Consider the following 18,724-nt stretch of genomic DNA (forward strand, 5'->3'; position numbering starts at 1 on the left):
CCATTAAAAGGAATAGATAAAAATGAATTTGTCAAGTTTTTGAACAATAAGAAAAGCCCATCAATACTGGACTTGAATTACTTTATTAAAAATGTGCTCCTAAAGATTAATGGTGCTAACTTCTAAACACGGGTATTGCATTCGACAGCGGCATCAGTGATGGATGTCGTTTTTAATATGGATTTTGTGGATTGTATCAATCAATTTTATCTGTTAAATTACAAGATATTTTAGAATATATTTGTGAAATATTATTTCAATAATATATCTCAAAAACAGCCCAAAATAGTCAAAAAAGTTTCAAATTACCAAAATTGCGATAAGTTAGTTAACATTAACTAACATCAATTGACCAAAAAATATAAATGTGTTATAAATATCATACTTTTAGAAATGGAGGCTTTATGACGGGGGAAAAGTCATGGAAGAAATATGGTATCATTGGCGGTCTGATCATACTGATCGCTGCGGTGTTCTTTTATCATTTATTTTTAAATACACCAAAGCCATCGGCAGAGTCATCAAGTGATAAGAAGAATTATGCAACAATTACAATTAAAGACGGGGCAGGTGCAGCGGATACAAATCATGGTGTAAACGGCTTGCATGTATATGATCCACGCTCGAAAGATTTGGAAGATTTCGGCGACGGGGCAGAAGTGGAACTTGGTACAAAATTATCTATTTTTGCATATAACCGGGCAAGTGAAGTTCATCTGAAGATTACGCATAATGGTAAAGTGATTGCGGATAAAGATTATCCGATTCTGCAGTCAGACAATGATGTAGAGTTTTTTGAGTTTATTGTTGAAGGCGATGTTGATGTTGAAACATGGGTAGTCAATTCAAAAGCAAAAGATGGTATTTCCACGGTTCATATCAATAATGACAGTTTAGCAAAAACAGAAATTGGTCAAAGTGAAATCAAGGATAAGACCGATATATACTTCGGTATCCATGATTTTGCAATCACTGCTAATAAAAAAGATATTAAGGCAACGATCAAAGTCGGCACGAAAGAAATTGAGACTGCTGTCATTTCGGCTAATCAAAAACATGTTTTTGAAAAAGTGGAAGTAAAAGACGATGTGTTTATCAGTTTTACGTATGCAAATAAAGCGGATCGTGAAGCCGCAGAATTGAATAAAAAAACAAATCAAACAAACGGTGATTTATCAATGACGGGTACCGGGAACCCGACGATTACAATATCCAATTCAGTAGGACGCAGTGACGTGCAGTTAGATATTCGTTATATTGATTCCAATCTGAATGTTTATGACGTTATATCCGGTAGAGAATATCCGAAGGGAATGATGGTATTCAGCCGTGTTATTAACAGTTCTCCACTCACATTGCGCTTGTCCGCGATTATGGATGGTACAACGATTAATTCGGTCATCATCAAACCGAAACCGGCAAATGATGATGCGACATATTTTGGTATTCCTGAGATTGCATTGAATGGGAATTTGACCTATGTATTGGAGGTTGCGGGCAATGAGCCGACACCGACACCAAATCCATCTGATCAAGGCAATGTACAGCCTGAAAATCCGGTAAATCCAAGCAACCCAACCAATCCATCTAATCCAACGCAACCGGAAACAGAGAAGAAATATCGGATTACAATTAACGATGGGGCAAGTGAAGCGGATACAAATTACGCGGTCAACGGCTTACATGTATATCCAACCGGCTTACCGGATGATCCTGAATATACAGATGGACAATATGTAGCGGCAGGTACAAAGGTTACAATTTTTGAATATAATCTTGCGTCGGATGTACACTTGACGATCACCAAGAATGGCGAAGTGATCACAGATCGAGATTTACCAAAACGTATTCCGGGTGTTGATCATGATGCGTCTGTCGAGTTCCATCATATAGTATTGGATGGCGATTTAACGGTAACGACAAGTGTTGGTCTAAAGGGTGATACACCAAAGAATTATAAAGTTCGTGTAGATCATCCAGAACTTGCTAAAGTCATGGTTGATGGCAAGGAAGCGGAACAAGTACAAGCCGGCGTACATACATTTAGTGTTATGGCACTGAATAAGCCGATCTTTGCAACGCTGAAGATGGGTGATCAAACGATTCAGACGATACAGGTGGAAAAGAATACAACGGTGAATTTTGAAAAAGTTCAAGTAAAGGGTGATATTTCGATTCAAATCAGTGATGAAGCCATCGGTCAAAAGAACCATACTGTAACGATTATAAATCCATATACAGATGTGATCGTTAACCCTGTATGGGTTGAAAATATGACGATACCGCATCAAATTGTAAATGGCGGTAAGTATACGGATGGCACAATGGTGCATACGCAATTTATCAATCGCTCAAATCGTCGTATGAAGTTAAGTGCGAAATATGGTGACACGGTGATTGCTTCTGTGACCTTAAACGCAAAACCGGCACACGATGATGGCTCTTATGGCGGTTTAAATCCATTTGCACTAACGAACGACTTAACATATGTTGTTGAAGAAGTCGGCGAAGCGCAGTATAACGTTAGTTTGACCGGTAATCGGGCAAATCTAATCAATGTATATGACGGTACAACACCGATCAAAGATGGTGCTGTAATCAAGGAAGGAACACATACGTTCTATGCATACAACGGAAGTGGTGATGCTGCACTGGATAACACACAGGTATCCATCTTTGTAAATGGCAAACAGATCGGTGATACAAAGACGGTTGGTTCCGCCTCTGCTCCGGCTGCTTGGGAGGGTGTTGATGTAAAAGGAAATGTTGTCATTTGCATCACAAATCCGCTGGAAACCAAGAAAGCCAAAGTGAAGATTGTAAATGGCGCAAGCGCGGCAGATACAGCAACGGCGGTAAATGCGATCCATATATATAATCCTGATGATGCCCCTGATTATCCGGATTACAAAGATGGCGATGAAATAGAAGTTGGCTCAAAACTGAGTATCTATGCATATAACCTTGCTTCACCAATTCACCTGAAAGTTGTACATAATGGAACGGTCATTGTGGATAAAGATTACGATGAATTTGTACCGTATGTCAGCAAAGAAGACTTTATCGATATTCCACAGGTACAGGGCGATGTAGAAGTATATACATCACTTATTAAAAAACCCGAACAGACTTTCCCGGTCAAAATGACGGGGAAATATCGTGGGGACGTATATGTTTTCGATGAGGATCTGAATCCGGTACAAGACGCAACCATTACGGCGGGCCTTCATAACTTTGATGTTCGTGATGAATTTGACTTCGTGCCGAATAATGCAGTTGTAACGCTGTATGTAGGCGGTAAGAAGATTGGTGAAAAAACATTGGATAAGGATAGAGTTGTATTTGAAAATGTTACGGTTGACGGGGAGGTGACAATTGATGTCAGCAAACCTGCCGTCACGCCGCCGACGCCGCAGACAAAACATGTAATTACAATTGACAACAAGGATTCTGATATTGATGCACAAATGGATGTCGGTTACATTAACAAGGAAAATCAACCGGTACAGATTTCTTCCGGTGATCAAATTGAAGATGGCACACTTGTAACCGCTCGCGTCATCAACAAGTCTGATAAGAAACTAAAGATGACAGTTAAATCCGGTGATGCGGTATTGGAAGTGGTTGAAATTCCGGCAAAACCTGCCAATGATGAAGCCGGCTTTGGCGGTTTCTTGCCACATGAGTTAAAACAGGATATGACATTTATCTTGGAAGTCGCTGAAGAAACACCGCCGGCACAAGAATATACAGTACACATTGTAAACCCTGATCTTGCATATGAAGTTTACAGTGATGGGAAACTCATGAATGATGGTGCGAAGGTATTGGCGGGCAAGCATAACTTCATGGTATATAGCCAAGATGAAGAAATCACCGTAACAGTAAAAGTAAACGGCAAAGTTATTGCGACCAAGGATATTGATGGTGTGTATAATTCATGTAAATTTGAAGATGTTTTTGTAGATGGAGAAGTAACCATTGAAGCACAATTAAAATAAAGTGAAAAATACACCTTCTAAAAGGAAGGTGTATTTCATGAAAGGGGAACTATGAAAAAACTATTACGTGCCTGTATCTTAATTGTTTTAAGTCTTTCTATTGCGGGGTGTTCAACCGGCAAATCAAGCGGTAAGCAGGAAACATCGGCACAAGAAACAAAGCAAAATGTAAATCTGGATATTTCAGAAATTCGGATGCCAAAGTTGGAAGATACACGAAGTGAAGAAAAGAAAGAAAATACAATTACAACATTGAATGGGGATAAAGTCACATACAATATGAATACGAGGAAGATTGTATGTGTCTTTGGCTCACAAGATGTAGTTGCCTTTGGTATTCCGCTTTTGGCATATGAAGGAACAAGTGATATTACGGGTTATGAAGAATATTATGACGGGGCGAGTGCCTTGGTAAACAATACACCGTTTTCATCAGAAGAAATTCTATCGTATGAACCGGAATTGATTTTGGTGAATCAGAGAATGTCAAGTGCAAATATCAGAGCGCTCAGTAAGATTGCACCTGTTATTCCGTTATATACGGATTCAATCGATTTTGCGACAAGATTAAACTATATCGGTGAAATCTTCGGTCTGCAGGAAAGTGCACAAAAGTTAATTGATTATGCGGATAATTTAAAAAACGCAATGTTATCTGAAATGAAAAAATTAAACTTATCTGATAAGACATTGACATTATTTACCTATATGGGCAGTATCACCATTCCGCCTGAAAGAGGCTGGTTTATGAATACGATCCTTTATGATTATTTAGGCATGAAGCGTTTAGAGAAAGTAAAGGAATTTATGGAAGATGAAAGTGGCATTGCATATGAAGCAATTTCTACTGAAAAATTGAAGGAATATGAAGGCGATCTTGTCATCTATGCCGGTTTTGGTGAAAGTACGATATCCACATATGTCAGTGAAAACGTAGGCTGGCAATCTCTCAATGCGGTGATAGAAAACCGCGTGGGAATCATTGATATTACGCCATATGCACAAAAAGGAGTTATTTTACTTGAAAAGCAATATATGCAGATATATGAGGCTCTGAAGGCCGCTTCTAAGGGTGTTTAAGAAAGGAGTATGCATGCATAATCGATTAAAGTTTTGGGTTTATCTTATGAGTGGGATCGGTATATTGTTTACACTCATGATAGTTACGTTATCCTTTGGCGCAACAAGGATTACTTTACCTGAGATTATGCATGCGTTCTTTTCGTTTGATCAGAAAAACTTTGTTGAAGTGACAGTCAGAAATATTCGCTTACCGCGGTGGATTGCGGATGTCATTGTCGGTGCTTCACTTTCGGTTGCCGGAGCAATCATGCAGGGAACGACTAAAAATCCGATGGCTGATTCCGGTATTATGGGGATATCATCCGGTTCTACACTGGGCGTTGTCATTGTACTTGCCTTCTTTCCAAGTGCGGGACGTATGGAGAAAATGATGATTTCAGCAATCGGTGCTGCGCTTGTCACAATTTTAATCTATATCATTGCATATGTTGGCAAAGGAAGAATCACGTCAGAGCGCATGGTATTATCCGGCATGACAATTTCAACGTTGCTGTCTTCTCTCACTACCGCAGTCATTTTGAAGAACGGTTTAATGAACCAGATGATTCGCTACACCAGTGGCAGTTCTGCCAATACGATCTGGAAAGATATTGCAATTGCATTGCCTCTTTTTTTACTTGCACTTATGGTAGCGATTGCAATTTCACGTTCGTTAACGGTGATGAACTTGGGAGAAGAAGTATCTGTCGGATTAGGCGCAAATACAGTATTGATTCGCTTACTGTCAACCATTGTTGTTTTGGTATTATCCGCCATTGCGGTGATTGTCATTGGACCGGTAGGATATGTCGGTCTGATGATACCGTATATTGCACGGTATATGGTGGGTACGGATTTCCGTTTGATTTTGCCGATTTGTGCTGTTTATGGGGCAATATTTGTAAGTTTTGTGGATTTTGTGGCAAAGACGATTCATCCGGGCTTAGAATTTCCGATTGGACTTTTGATTACAATGATAGGTGTTCCTTTCTTCATATACGTTTCAAGAAAACAGGAAGGAGACGGATACAATGGATAAAGTCCCGGCGGATATTCTGCAATCTCGAAAACGAATCATGTATATTGTCGCAATGGCAAGCGTGTTGATCGGTGTTTTCATCATCGGTTGTTGTATGGGACCGTATGCCATCCGCCTGCCGGATGTGTTACGTACGCTTATCGGACAAGGTGACAGTAAGATGAACCTGGTCATCTTTGACTTTCGTTTACCGCGATTATGTCTTGCGGTTTTAGTCGGCATCGGAATGGGTACAAGCGGCGTCATGATGCAGAACTTATTGCATAATGACTTAGCGTCACCGGGGACTCTGGGGATAGCCGACGGTTCTTCCTTATTTGTGACACTATATGTTGCTTTAATTGCCAAAAGAATTGACGAACCGATATTATTGCCTATATTGGCACTGGTCGGCGGACTGATTTCGGCGTTGATTATTTATCGTTTGGCAATCAAAAAAAATAAACCGATTCCACCGGTAAAATTGATTATGACCGGTGTTGCGATGGGCGCCGCATACGCAGCCATTACGACTTTTATGATGTATGCCTTGGATGAAAGCCAACTTGAGTTTGTTCAACGTTGGCAATCCGGCGAGTTGTGGGGGACTGAATGGAAATACATATTGATTTTATTTGTCTGGCTGTTTGTATTTATGATTTTAGCAATGCGCCATGCACATACATTGAATGCAATCTACTTGGGCTATGATATTGCGACAGCACTTGGCATCAACATCAAAGTTTTATTTACATATTTGATTTTTATTGCAGTAGCGATGTCATCCGGAGCAGTTGCCTTTGGCGGAAATTTCTTCTTTTTAGGATTGATCGGGCCACACATTGCACGACGTATTGTCGGCACAGATGCACGCTATTTGATTCCGGCAGCCAGTATTTGTTCCGCACTGATTATTGTTTCGGCAAATATTTTAGTTGAAAATATTGAACTGTTCATCAATATTCCGACCGGTATATTTGTATCCGTTATTTCAGTACCGTATTTCCTGTATTTATTGATAAAGATGAGGTGAGAAAGATGGCAATTGCAATACAGACAAAACAACTTCGCGTCGGTTATGACCAAATGATCATTGTCCCTCACTTTGATGCGTGTTTTGAAAAAGGAAAAATCACCTCCATTATCGGTGCAAACGGTTGTGGAAAATCAACCATACTCAAAGCAATCGGACGGGTCATCCCTAAGACAAATGGTGCAATTATCATCAATGATACGGATATTGCTCATTTAAAATCAACCGAAATTGCTCAAAAAATGGCAATCCTTCCGCAAACGCCCCATGCTCCGGGTACATTAACTTGTTTTGAACTGGTATCTTATGGACGCTACCCGTATCAGAAAGGGTTTGGCATTTTAAGTAAGGAAGACAGACAAATTGTTGATTGGGCTTTAGAAGTAACAAATATGCAGGAATTCAGAAACCGTGAAATTGCATATCTTTCCGGCGGTCAGCGACAACGAGTCTGGATCGCGATGGCATTGGCACAACAGACAGGCATTATTCTACTGGATGAGCCGACGACATATTTGGATTTATGCCATCAATTAGAAGTTTTGGAACTTTTGAAAAAACTGAATGAAGAACAAAATACAACCGTCATTATGGTTCTGCATGATTTAAATTTGGCATCACGATACTCTGATTATTTATTGGCGATGCATGATGGTGAAATATATCGTTATGGCAAACCGGAAGAAGTGTTAACGTCTGATATGTTGGCAAAGTGCTTTGCGATTGATGGGGATATTCAGAAGGATAAAAAAACGCAAAAACCGGTTTGTGTCAGTTACGATTTATTGAGGAAACAAAATGTATAAACGGTTGGTATTGTGTGTATGCATATTGGCAGAGTGTATAAAACAAATATCAAAAATATCAGCCGTTACCGATGTACAAATCAAAGAAACTGATAAAAATGTACTTTATTTTTCTTCAAGAACCTTTCAACAGAAAAGATTACAAACATATGTATTTATGGAAAGTGAGTGATGATGAAAAGAATATATTTAGGAATATTACTGATCTGTATGATACTTTCCGGTTGCGGTGAAAGAAAGCCATCTGGCAAGTTGACAAATGATACACTGCTAACGATACAAGATTTTCCGACAGAAGATTTACCAAAACCGAATGATACGATTGCAAGTTTAGATGATTTTATTAGAGTGTTGGATTATATGGCGTTTTATCGTATTGGAGATAAAGTCTATTTTCAAATTGATGATGTATATGCCGAGAAATTTGTCAATCCATATACAGAATTTCAAAAGGCATATCAGCAATCTGATTTGGCAGATGTATATGCATGCATACTTGATGATGATCGCTATACAAAGGAACACATCATTGGGATTAAGTACTCAATGAGTAAAGATATTGCAAGTCAAACATCATCGGAAAATCCGCAGATTCCGATTCTTCACTCGTTTGATGATATACAGGGAAATAAAAATGATGAACCTATCCCGCTGGAACGATCTCATAAACAGGAAATAGAGTGCGAGAATAGTGAACAGTTATATTTTCTGGTGATGAACGGGTATCGTCCCAAGCCACGAAAAGGCAGTGTGGCAGAGCGTATCTATCAACTAGCAAAAGATGTTATTCATCAGCGAATCGTTACAACGATGAGCGACTTTGAAAAGATAAAAGCAATTTATGATTATTTGACAGGAGAAATTCGCTATGACTATGCGACTGCATATTCACGGGATACATATTTGGTAAAAGAACAGGCATATTATCTTGAAGGTGTGTTTTTAAATCGGCTTGCAGTATGTGATGGCAAAGCAAAGGCATATGCACTTTTACTCAATATGATCAATATTCCGTGTGTTCGTGAAACGGGAACAAATGACAATTCAGGAGATCATGCTTGGAATATGGTACGGCTGGACGGGAAATGGTATGTATCGTGTACGACATATGGACAGAGTAATTTAAAAGATTCGATTGGGCGTATTGTGCCTAACTATGCAATGTTATTGACAAGTAAGGATACTTCTTTCCATACCAAATGGGGATACATGACGCAGAAGCATTTGGAAATATATGAAAAACTGGAAACAGAAGGATATGATGTTTATCAACAGATGTCTAAAAATGTAAATATCAACCTTCAAATTGCAAGTATTGACGAACTGATTGATTTGATAAAGAAGGTAGGTTATACGCCGGAAACAAAAGTGGAGTTTCAATATGTCGGTGATCAACCGGAGAATTTTCAAAAAGAGATGGTTGATTATTTGAAAACGGTTGATAATACCAATGTGATACAAATTCATACAGAAGGAGAAATAGTATATTCAATACTATATGTGAATCAAGATGAGTAATAATCGGTGGAATGAAATCGCAACAGAATATCTGCGGAATAAAAACTATGCAAATGTTTTGTTATATTATCAGAAAGCGGCTGAAGAAGGAGATTATCTGGCAATGTATAACATTGCATGCATGTACTACTTTGGAGATGGTGTAGAGAAAAATGATACATTGGCATTTGAATGGTATAAAAAGGCTGCGCAGCATCAGGATCCGGAAGCAGCGAATCGAGTTGGTGTGATGTTGGAAAACGGAATCGGATGTAGTGCTGATGCGGAACAGGCATACCGATATTATGTACAGTCTGCTGATCTTGGCTCACTTTCCGGAATGGCAAATCTCAGTTTATGCATGTTAGAAGGAAAAGGGTGCGAAAAAGACATTCCAAAAGGACTTCTTTGGATGGATAAGGCATCTGTGAAAGGTAATGGAATTGCCTCAACGCTGATGGGAGATTACTATCAGGAAGGTAAATATGTGGTGCAGGATTACTTGCAGGCTGCAACATATTATGAAAGAGGTATGCAGCAAAAATATGCACCGGCAATTTTCAAGTTGGCAAAGATGTATGAATATGGATATGGTATAACAAAAGATTTGCATAAGAGTAAAGAATTAGAGCAATTGGCAAAAGATACACCGGACGAAGATTAAAATCATTTTGCAGTCATTCATTATAAACGTGATATATGCTTATGCCGAAGCAAATTAGATCTATGTAGGCTTTGCGTTTCTTTACAACCGCATTTGTCGAAACCGCACATTTCTTTGTACAGAAAAGTTGAGTATTCAAGTTAAATATGGCTTTCTCATAAACAATGCCAAAGTATATTTTATTGACAGTTATTTTGGTAATCATTTCCTCTGTGCTGCCGGGATATTTACAAAGGACATTAACATGATACGCATGGTAATCAGTTTATGATAATTGCCAATATCATCAACATACTTGTACAAGTCATGAGCATCTATTTGATAATGAAGTTCCGGATCATGAAGTGGTAACAAGGCATATATCGAAAGTAATTGCGAAAACCGATCAAAATGAATCTGTTTTTCCTTTATGCAGATTATTGATATATTTTCCGTATGTTCTGTTGCTTGATTATCTTTCGAAAATCATGCAGAGGTAGCCTAAAAAGTCATTTCATATTCCCATCTTTGACAGTTATAAATGTAAAAAATGCCATAAACCATGATGTATAAGCCATTTAAAATAGCGTGGGGTTTTCAAAAAACACGCAATAAAATCCCATGGGGATAGATTTTATAGGCGCTCCAAAATTAGATGGGGTGTCGAAAAATAGATTGTAAAGAAGGATGGGGCGAATATTGACCCCATCTTTCTTTGACCATCGCTAACCATGCACGCAAGTGTATGGTTTTTTGTCATTTTAGAGTTGAAATGAAGAAATAGAGGTGGGCTATCCTCTATTTCATATAATTTTCTTTTCTCTTTTTTGGAATGATGGGGTTCAGGCTTGGTACAGATGATTTTCGTAGTACATATAGGCAACGATTGCGGAATCTGTCCCAATTGGTGTAACCATTCGAAGACTTCTTGATCGTCTTGAGTATAGAATTACGATTCTCCATTAATCCGTTATTTAATTTTCGTTCGGATACTACCACTTGGCCTGTATCCTTATCGACTTTATGAGTCTTCTTTACGATGATGAAGGAGTTGATGATTTCATATTGCCAATTACGCAATGTTCCAGAGAAATCTATCATTTCCTCGATGTCACTAGAAGCGAAGGCACGGATCAGTTCCTTGAGTGCCTCTGGTGCGGTCTCGTAGGTGTTATTGTCATAGAAGTCCACTAAATCATCCTTCAGTTGCCATGCGGCCTTTAAATCGGGATGAATGTCTAATATAAGTTGTTGTATGTCGTAGAAATTTAGATAGCGGTTCAGCTTTCGGTTCATCTTCTTCTCATTGTTTGAATCGAACAGTAGCCGTCCTTTCTTGTCGGTAGAGTCCGGTCTTTTGAAGATCAACCAGTTGAACTTTTTTAATAGATAGTATTCATCCGTTTGGATGTTGGAGTCAGGCAATGTCTTTTTAACATCTTTCATGATGCGTATCCGGACACCATCTACCTTACGAGAAAGCTCCTGACTGACGTGGTAGTGGTCTACAGAGTGAAGAGCCTTTGGAAAGATAGAACGTATGATGGCACGATACTCCGCATACATGTCGGTGGCTATCATCAGTACCTTCTTTCTTTCCTCGATCGGTATGTTCAAGAAATAACTACGTAGGTACTCTTTCTTTCTGCTCGGAAGAATGTCACATGGCTCTTGTGAGATGAAATCCAGAATGGTAAATACATATTTGGAGTTCAGGTCAATGTGATGAAAAGCATAGGCCTCATCCCAACACATCAACTCAGGCAGTATTCTTCTGCTTTCTTGAACATGTGTATCAAATATAGAGGCAGCCGAAGTGGCAGAGATATGATATCTTTGGGCGACCGTAGAAAAGGTCTCCGTGTGTGATTTCAGATCCCTGAGGACATTGTGAACGGTAAGTGCAGATATCTTCTGGGATTTGAAACAGAATGGGTTGTCTTCGTAATAGGTACGTTGGCATACAGGACATCGATATCTTCTGGCCCTGTAATGTAGGATACAACTGCGGTCTGAGAGAAGAGAGTGCTTTATCTTCTTGAGCAGATATCCTTTAATGACGACCTTTGTATTTCCACAATCAGGACAGGCTGGGTAATCGGGACGCAGTAAAACATCGACAATGGCTGAGCCAAAGTCATTATGGAATTGGATGTCTTCGATCTTTGATGAATCAAGATTAAAGAGTTCTAAAATGGCATATTGGTCAAATGATAGTGACATAGAGCTTCCTCCTAGGGCAATCATAGCTACCCATCAGAGAAGTGGAAAGGCAAAGTCATCTGTATTAAAGAAGAAAAATGATGACGGTGTGGCAGATGCCAATAGAGCAGTGATGTCTCTAGGTCAAACAGAGATGACAACTTGGTTTTCCAACGGACGATGGTCGAATCACAAGGAAGATCAAACAAGTCGATATCCGGATCATTGTGAATGGCCTTCATGATGGTTTCTATCGTATAGTGCTTGTAAGGAAGAAGGAAATTCGGAAGAGTTCTATGGTACTTGTGGTATGAATCGATATAGACAGGTATCCAGATATAAAAAATATCTGTGCCTGATTTAACGATTCTACGAGCAGTACCTGCAAGCTCCATTGTATGAAGGGTGTCATCGATAGGGACATCACTGCTCACAACTAGAAATCCGATATATGTTTAGGGTGTTTTATGAAATGATAATGTGATAAGATAAGCATGGTTAATTACTGGGAGAGATTTGGAAAATGTGGCTGAATCTCTCTTTCTTTCTATAAGAACATTATAAGAAAAAACAAAGGGGAAGGCATCTCAATAGAGGTCTTCCCCAAAGTGTTTTATAGGGTATAAAGAAGAAACTACAAATTACACCACAAACTTCTTTAAAGGCTATGGCTTAGCCCAACTAATTTTGCATAGTCATTTTATAAAAGACAATTCCAAAGAGTGATTCTCTACGGGATTGTCTTTTTGTCTGGAGGGTAACAATATATTTATTATTTTTTCTGTTTACGATTGTATGCTTGAATGTTTGATGTCAATGAGAAGCCAATCCTGTAGTTTAGTGCATAAATTACACGTGCTCTGAATCTTTCGAAATTACTGAGACCATTTGATATCATAATAAATTCTCGCATCTTTTGATTAAGGCTCTCAGCGAGTGCATTAGACTGTTTTCTATCTTCTGTTGGTCTTTGAAATGAATTGCATATTTCTTCAAACCAATTTTCCAATAGATTAATGAACTCGCTATAACATACTAGTCTAGATTCTTTAAAATACCTAATTAAATCTGTGAGTTCTTCAATACATTCTGGATAAGTAGAATTTCTATTAAAATATCTATAATCTTCCTTTAACCCATAGGCCTTTTTGAGTATCGGGTTGAGATTGAGAAGTGCGTCATATAGATCTCGATAGTTCATCTTCTGACGAAAGAAATGATTATATTTAGGTTCGTTATCCAGAAAGCAATCTGTTTCCAAGAGGTGGTGAAAGTGCTTGAGCAGATAGTAAGCAGGACTTTCTTTAGGAACCTGGTTCATTAAAGATACACGTAATGTAGTAAAACCATCAGAAAGATGTTTGACTACATGGAAAGGATCGACGGATATCTTACAGTTTGGAAAGTATTTGAGAGAGACTTGTTTATAAGGTTCCCACATATCTATGGTTACATATAAGACACGTTTTCTTTCTTCTAGAGGTATCTTCTCGAGATGTGCTGATAATGTTCGTTTTGAACGATCGGGTAATAATTCATTAAGAACGCGAGCATCATTATCTACAAAAGAACATAGATATGAACCACCATATTTGGCCATATTAGAATGAAGCTCATCAATTCCTAGATTGATCGGTAGAGTTAACCTTGGGACTTGAATGAAACTGTCGGCATATAGTTGGACAGTAGTAACCGAGGTATTATACCTTTCGGCAATATCTTTATAGGATAGATGTAGATTTTGAAAGTCAGCAGCAATCTTATACAGTACAGCATAGGTTTGATGGAAATATTCAGGCCCAAAAGGATTTTCTTCACAAAATGTTTTAAAACAATCCTTACAAGTATAACGTCTACGCTTCCAATGAATAGAAGAAGGTGTATCACCTAAAGGAAGGTGATTATAAGTTCTATGAATATAACCCTTAGAGACTGTAGGGCCACCACAGTAAGGACAGGTTGGGTGTTGGTTTACCAGTGTGATATATACAAAAAGACGGTCTTCCTTACGTATCGCATCGATTTCTTGAATTGAATCTGATGTTAGATTTAAGGTTGACGTGATAAAATCATGAATAGCCATATAGGGCTACCTCCATTTCTATTTGATTCTCCAGACAAGAAGATAATAGCATGGAGGTTTTATTATATTTTGGTCTCCCCACAAAAAATGAGCACGATGATTTTTCGCGCCCACAAAAGTTTATAGCCTATCCCCAACCCCATGAGATTTTAAAGTGCCGATGTAGAAAGGGTTTCTGGCATTTTCGTTTTGTTGATCTGTGTAGTGTGGGATTCTATTTTTTCGTTTCAGATATGATCTTTCTCATGGTTCCTGTTGGAACGATCTCTGTATCCGTACAGAATCCAAATTCTTTATGTAGATGATCCGTTATCTTTGTTCGCTTATATTCCGGTATGTATCCTTGTCCGTTTACCTTCAATAGCTTGTATTCTCTCAATGTAGTAATCAGTTCTGATGATGTATAGCTTGGACCTAACTTCTTTTCTAGGATGCGGAAGATCAGTAGGGCCAGATAACATATCAGGAAGTGTGCACGGATGCTGTCCTTCTTTCTGACATATACAGGTCTTGCTTCAAAGTCTGTCTTCATGATGCGGAATGCTTCCTCTATTTGCCATCTTCCTTCGCTGACCTTTAGGATGTCTTCTATCTTGTCATTTACCAGGTCGGTACAGATGGCATAGAAGCCATCATACATCGCTTCACTATCGATCTTGTCCTGGTCTATCGCATAGTGCTCCTCGGATGCGATTTCTCCATCTGATGTGGTAGCTGTGACCCTTACGAATCTTGCAGGATCGTTTGGGTTTCTTCTTTGCTTTTGGATAGAGCCTTTGTCTACCATGGACTCTGCACGTGCAATCTGTGAATCCCGTATCTCTTTTTGATATGTCGCATATCTTGGTGAATAGGTGACGATCATCAATTGACCAGCTACCTTCTTGGTGCCATATGGCTCTTCTTTGTAATAGATGTCATCGATATGCTTGTATGGTTCTCTCTGTATCTCTTCGATATCAACTGTCGCTCCATCCTTCAGACGTTTCCATCTTTGGTTCGACATCGCTTCCTCGCGTTTCTTGCGGTTTAGCTTCTTGAGCGATTGCGTACAAATGAATGCACGTCCTTCGATGTCGTTGAACAGTCGGTTGTTTTCTGATCCTAGACCTCCATCTGTACATATAACGAATCTCTGGAAACCAAAATCCCGTATGATCTTTTGCTCTAGAGGTCTCATGGATGGTTGTTCGTTGCTTGCACCTTCAAAGAGGTCGAACGTCAGAGGAATGCCATCGCCATCCATGAACAGTCCCATCTGTACGATAGGGCTAGGACGGTGCTCCTTACTTTTGCCATATTGTCTGAAGCCATCCTCTTCTTCGATCTCGAAGTAGTAGTTCGTACAGTCATAATATAGGACACTGTTATTTCTCTTTAGGATATGATTGCTGTTCTTGTATACTTCTGCCAATATGTGGTCCATCTCCTTAGATAGCGTTCCTAGTGCACGATACACATCATGCAATTCATACTTTGGCTGCTCTAGAAAGGAAGATGCCGTCTTATATGAGGAAAGTTTGCTTCCGGGATCCAGTATGCGTGCATAGACAAGGTCTGAACATATCGCATCAATGTCGAAATCAAATCTGCCATGTGATGATATGGTACGGAACACGTTCTTCATCTTTAGACCGTAATAGATGGACTGTAAGAATAGATATCCTGCATGGAAGGAACGCTGTTCATCCATAACTATCTTCTTGTCAGGAAACAATGATAATAGTACAGGAGGAGCAGAAGGAGAGTCGTTCATTTGGTCTACCTGCTTTTGTGCCCACTCCAATACCTGTTTCCTAGAAAGATTCATTTCCTTCATGAGCGAGTCTATGCGTCCAAGGCTTTTGACGTTCTCGGAACGGACACCATTCCCTTTACGAACGGAATGGCGGATGTAGAGTCTTTCGTATTGTCTGTCTTTCAGTATATGTAGAAACATACAAGATCACCTCTATCAATATTATAACACAAAGCACACCACCACACTACATAAAAATACATAAATTTTGACAACAAAAAAAGATGGATATCCACCATCAATAAAGGGTTTATTCATTATCTTGTTAAATTACAACTGTAAAACTCCCGAGTCAATTCAACTAGAATTTGGTGAACGACTAAATTCAACTTTCATACCTTAGAAGTGGAATTTAACTTTTCACTTGAGGTTTTTATTTAGGCTCAATTTTCAACGAAAGTTCCTTTTCAACGAAAGTTCCCCATTTTTAGGGCTAAAGAGAAGAAACATTTTACTGTAATAGTGTACTTATAAGATATTTTGTGATATTGAATATGTATAGACAGGCGATTTGGGCATACGAAAGCTCGGCTTTCAATGATGGTTTAAATTTTTTCTCATCGAAAGTTCCTTTTTGTAGGTTAGGGATATGTGCCAAATCGGCTAGTGGATGATAGGTGTAAGCTTAACTTGTTTGATGTTGAGGTGAGTCAACTTGTTAAGACTTAACACCTTTTTGTTTAGTGATAGAGCGGCGATATCGATAGGTGAATTGTAGTTTAAGGATCTACGAGGATAATTGTTTACCATGTCAGACACATAGTTGATGTCCTTCTGGGTCAATGCATTCATACTCTTTCCCTTTGGAACACATTCTCTAAAGTGTTCATGGTTCTTCTCACATTTACCTTTCTGATCACTTCTTCCGGCCTTGCAGTAGTAGATGGATATTAGTTTTTCTCCTGTATATGCATCGGTCTCTAGACTTAGAGGATCGTGGAACTCAGAGCCATTGTCAGTAAGAATGATTGGAAAGGTCATAGAAAATAGTTCAGGTCCCAGTACATCCTTGATGATTTCGAATGCACGCTGGACAGCCAACATGCTTTTTTCCTTTAACAGAAAATATAACTGTAGATTCGATCTTGTATGCAGGAGTGAAAGGACACATTTCTCTTCATCGCCTTGCTTGCCGAGTATTGTATCCATTTGCCATATATTGATGGAAACATCTTCATTCTCGATACGTTCGAGATAGTCTTCATATCTTCTGCCTTCAAGCCAATCATAGTTGATTGGTATCACGACATGTTTGCTGGAAGAGCGTGTTTTATATTTGACCTGACGCTTGAGGTCTACATTGATGATGGTGCCCATATGACGAAAATGAATATAACGATATGCGGTAGATACTGATATGTCCAACTGATTGTTGTGTATGATGATGTCTGGTGAAAGGTTCTGTTTGACGCCTTTCTCAAAGGCATCGACAATCATCTTCATTTGTGCTTCTGATTTCTTTGGTCCTTCCTTCCAACTACTGACATTGTCATCCCTCTGTTTTTGGGCAACATCGGCCATATAGAATACCTTTGGCAACTTGCAGGTTTTGGCATCTGGGCAATTGTTGCAGACATAGGGGAAACGAGATGTATGTTTGCATATTGGTGAAGAGATGAAATCGGAACATAGATCATTGCAGTTATCATGTTTACAGAACTTACAACGACCTTGTAGACAGTGAGTACATAACCTTGTGCGATTACATTGATTTTGTCTACCACACTTATTATGAGTATTGGCACGGACGACAATTCTAAGATGGTGTGTTATCTCATAGCGAATGGCCTTGGGACTCCTGTTAAGAGTAAGGGCAATCATCTTGAGCGTGATGTTAGGATCAGACAACAGATTTTGAATAATGAGTCGTTCGTCAAAAGAAAGCTGTTTGTATGTGCTAGTCATAAAATATTCCTCCTTTTCTCCACTTTCCTGGCACATATCCCTTGTGCCATTATCATAAAAGGGAACTTTCACTAAGAAAATAGTGCAAAGAGGAACTTTTAAAAATAATTGAGGAGAAAAACATCAATTTATCTTACAGAAAATGTTGACAATGTTAGTTAGTGAGTCTAAACTAACATTGGTTAGAGTTCTCTAACTTTTGTTCATTTATGTAAGGAGGCAGACGATGATGCCATTAGCTTTAGGAGTGATTGGTCAAGAATATAAGATTGTAAAAATCGGGGGAGGTGCGGAAGTAAAGCAACACTTAGCAGATCTCGGTTTTGTCGTTGGTGGCTCAGCTACAGTTGTCTCAGAAGTCGGTGGAAACCTAATTGTAAATGTGAAAGAAACACGCATTGCAATTGGGAAAGAAATGGCTATGAAAGTCATGATATAAGGAGGGAAGAATGAGTACATTAAAGGAAGTTGCGATTGGCAGTTCTGCAAAGGTTGTAAAGCTTCATGGTGAAGGCGCTGTAAAGCGTAGAATCATGGACATGGGTATTACTAAAGGAGTTGAAGTTTACGTTCGTAAGGTTGCTCCATTAGGTGATCCGATTGAAGTAACTGTAAGAGGCTATGAATTATCCATCCGTAAGGATGACGCCGCAATGATTGAAGTTGAGTAATTCAT

The 18,724-nt window shown here is 39.0% G+C and carries 14 protein-coding genes; 9 read left to right on the plus strand and 5 right to left on the minus strand.

All coding sequences use genetic code 11. The features are described 5' to 3' along the window. Positions 1 to 404: 404 nt before the first annotated feature. From RGT18_RS05425 to RGT18_RS05455, 7 genes are all read left to right on the plus strand, one after another. Entirely contained in the window at positions 405 to 4,001 is a 3,597-nt protein-coding gene (locus tag RGT18_RS05425) for a hypothetical protein (RefSeq protein WP_028078619.1), read from the plus strand. A gap of 51 nt (positions 4,002 to 4,052) precedes the next feature. Beyond that, positions 4,053 to 5,081, plus strand: a complete 1,029-nt coding sequence (locus tag RGT18_RS05430) for an ABC transporter substrate-binding protein (RefSeq protein WP_028078620.1) — start codon at positions 4,053 to 4,055, stop codon at positions 5,079 to 5,081. A 13-nt stretch (positions 5,082 to 5,094) separates the two neighbouring features. Next, entirely contained in the window at positions 5,095 to 6,102 is a 1,008-nt protein-coding gene (locus RGT18_RS05435) for an iron chelate uptake ABC transporter family permease subunit (protein ID WP_028078621.1), read from the plus strand. Then, positions 6,095 to 7,114 carry a FecCD family ABC transporter permease gene (locus RGT18_RS05440; RefSeq protein WP_051241040.1) on the plus strand — a complete coding sequence of 340 codons (1,020 nt, stop codon included), beginning with the start codon at positions 6,095 to 6,097 and terminating at the stop codon, positions 7,112 to 7,114. The genes RGT18_RS05435 and RGT18_RS05440 overlap by 8 nt, the downstream gene beginning before the upstream one ends. A 5-nt stretch (positions 7,115 to 7,119) precedes the next feature. Continuing rightward, entirely contained in the window at positions 7,120 to 7,920 is an 801-nt protein-coding gene (locus RGT18_RS05445; protein ID WP_037404245.1) for an ABC transporter ATP-binding protein, read from the plus strand. 171 nt (positions 7,921 to 8,091) lie between these two features. Further along, positions 8,092 to 9,438 carry a transglutaminase domain-containing protein gene (locus RGT18_RS05450; RefSeq protein WP_028078625.1) on the plus strand — a complete coding sequence of 449 codons (1,347 nt, stop codon included), beginning with the start codon at positions 8,092 to 8,094 and terminating at the stop codon, positions 9,436 to 9,438. After that, positions 9,431 to 10,081, plus strand: a complete 651-nt coding sequence (locus tag RGT18_RS05455) for a tetratricopeptide repeat protein (RefSeq protein ID WP_028078626.1) — start codon at positions 9,431 to 9,433, stop codon at positions 10,079 to 10,081. Before RGT18_RS05450 ends, RGT18_RS05455 begins: the two co-directional genes overlap by 8 nt. Positions 10,082 to 10,858: 777 nt before the next feature. Here the strand turns inward: RGT18_RS05455 and RGT18_RS05460 are convergent. The 5 genes from RGT18_RS05460 to RGT18_RS05480 all read right to left on the minus strand — a co-directional run bounded on the left by RGT18_RS05460 (position 10,859) and on the right by RGT18_RS05480 (position 18,048). Beyond that, positions 10,859 to 12,283 (minus strand): ISL3 family transposase, encoded by a 1,425-nt coding sequence (locus RGT18_RS05460; protein ID WP_338175489.1) that lies wholly within the window; start codon positions 12,281 to 12,283, stop codon positions 10,859 to 10,861. 26 nt (positions 12,284 to 12,309) lie between these two features. Continuing rightward, positions 12,310 to 12,657, minus strand: a complete 348-nt coding sequence (locus RGT18_RS13095; protein ID WP_420917773.1) for a DUF6431 domain-containing protein — start codon at positions 12,655 to 12,657, stop codon at positions 12,310 to 12,312. A gap of 377 nt (positions 12,658 to 13,034) precedes the next feature. Next, a complete protein-coding gene (locus tag RGT18_RS05470; protein WP_338175491.1) occupies positions 13,035 to 14,345 on the minus strand; it encodes an ISL3 family transposase in 1,311 nt (436 codons plus the stop codon). Positions 14,346 to 14,559: 214 nt separating this feature from the next. Continuing rightward, positions 14,560 to 16,284, minus strand: a complete 1,725-nt coding sequence (locus tag RGT18_RS05475) for an IS1634 family transposase (protein WP_338174666.1) — start codon at positions 16,282 to 16,284, stop codon at positions 14,560 to 14,562. Between the two features lie 462 nt (positions 16,285 to 16,746). Continuing rightward, entirely contained in the window at positions 16,747 to 18,048 is a 1,302-nt protein-coding gene (locus RGT18_RS05480) for an IS30 family transposase (RefSeq protein ID WP_338175422.1), read from the minus strand. Between the two features lie 226 nt (positions 18,049 to 18,274). On the opposite strand from RGT18_RS05480, the gene RGT18_RS05485 reads away from it, so the two are divergent. Both RGT18_RS05485 and RGT18_RS05490 read left to right on the plus strand, forming a co-directional pair. Further along, positions 18,275 to 18,487, plus strand: a complete 213-nt coding sequence (locus RGT18_RS05485; protein WP_028078871.1) for a FeoA family protein — start codon at positions 18,275 to 18,277, stop codon at positions 18,485 to 18,487. A gap of 10 nt (positions 18,488 to 18,497) precedes the next feature. Beyond that, entirely contained in the window at positions 18,498 to 18,719 is a 222-nt protein-coding gene (locus tag RGT18_RS05490) for a FeoA family protein (protein WP_006526874.1), read from the plus strand. Positions 18,720 to 18,724 lie beyond the last annotated feature (5 nt).

It is taken from the genome of Solobacterium moorei (assembly GCF_036323475.1).
GTDB classification, from domain to species: Bacteria; Bacillota_I; Bacilli_A; order Erysipelotrichales; family Erysipelotrichaceae; genus Bulleidia; species Bulleidia moorei.

Excerpts from the sequence above, each read along its gene's own strand:
- RGT18_RS05480 (WP_338175422.1), bottom strand. The coding sequence starts at position 18,048 with ATGACTAGCACATACAAACAGCTTTCTTTTGACGAACGACTCATTATT.
- RGT18_RS05435 (WP_028078621.1), top strand. The coding sequence starts at position 5,095 with ATGCATAATCGATTAAAGTTTTGGGTTTATCTTATGAGTGGGATCGGT.
- RGT18_RS13095 (WP_420917773.1), bottom strand. The coding sequence starts at position 12,657 with ATGGAGCTTGCAGGTACTGCTCGTAGAATCGTTAAATCAGGCACAGAT.
- RGT18_RS05475 (WP_338174666.1), bottom strand. The coding sequence starts at position 16,284 with ATGTTTCTACATATACTGAAAGACAGACAATACGAAAGACTCTACATC.
- RGT18_RS05430 (WP_028078620.1), top strand. The coding sequence starts at position 4,053 with ATGAAAAAACTATTACGTGCCTGTATCTTAATTGTTTTAAGTCTTTCT.
- RGT18_RS05445 (WP_037404245.1), top strand. The coding sequence starts at position 7,120 with ATGGCAATTGCAATACAGACAAAACAACTTCGCGTCGGTTATGACCAA.
- RGT18_RS05490 (WP_006526874.1), top strand. The coding sequence starts at position 18,498 with ATGAGTACATTAAAGGAAGTTGCGATTGGCAGTTCTGCAAAGGTTGTA.
- RGT18_RS05425 (WP_028078619.1), top strand. The coding sequence starts at position 405 with ATGACGGGGGAAAAGTCATGGAAGAAATATGGTATCATTGGCGGTCTG.
- RGT18_RS05450 (WP_028078625.1), top strand. The coding sequence starts at position 8,092 with ATGATGAAAAGAATATATTTAGGAATATTACTGATCTGTATGATACTT.
- RGT18_RS05440 (WP_051241040.1), top strand. The coding sequence starts at position 6,095 with ATGGATAAAGTCCCGGCGGATATTCTGCAATCTCGAAAACGAATCATG.
- RGT18_RS05470 (WP_338175491.1), bottom strand. The coding sequence starts at position 14,345 with ATGGCTATTCATGATTTTATCACGTCAACCTTAAATCTAACATCAGAT.
- RGT18_RS05460 (WP_338175489.1), bottom strand. The coding sequence starts at position 12,283 with ATGTCACTATCATTTGACCAATATGCCATTTTAGAACTCTTTAATCTT.
- RGT18_RS05455 (WP_028078626.1), top strand. The coding sequence starts at position 9,431 with ATGAGTAATAATCGGTGGAATGAAATCGCAACAGAATATCTGCGGAAT.
- RGT18_RS05485 (WP_028078871.1), top strand. The coding sequence starts at position 18,275 with ATGATGCCATTAGCTTTAGGAGTGATTGGTCAAGAATATAAGATTGTA.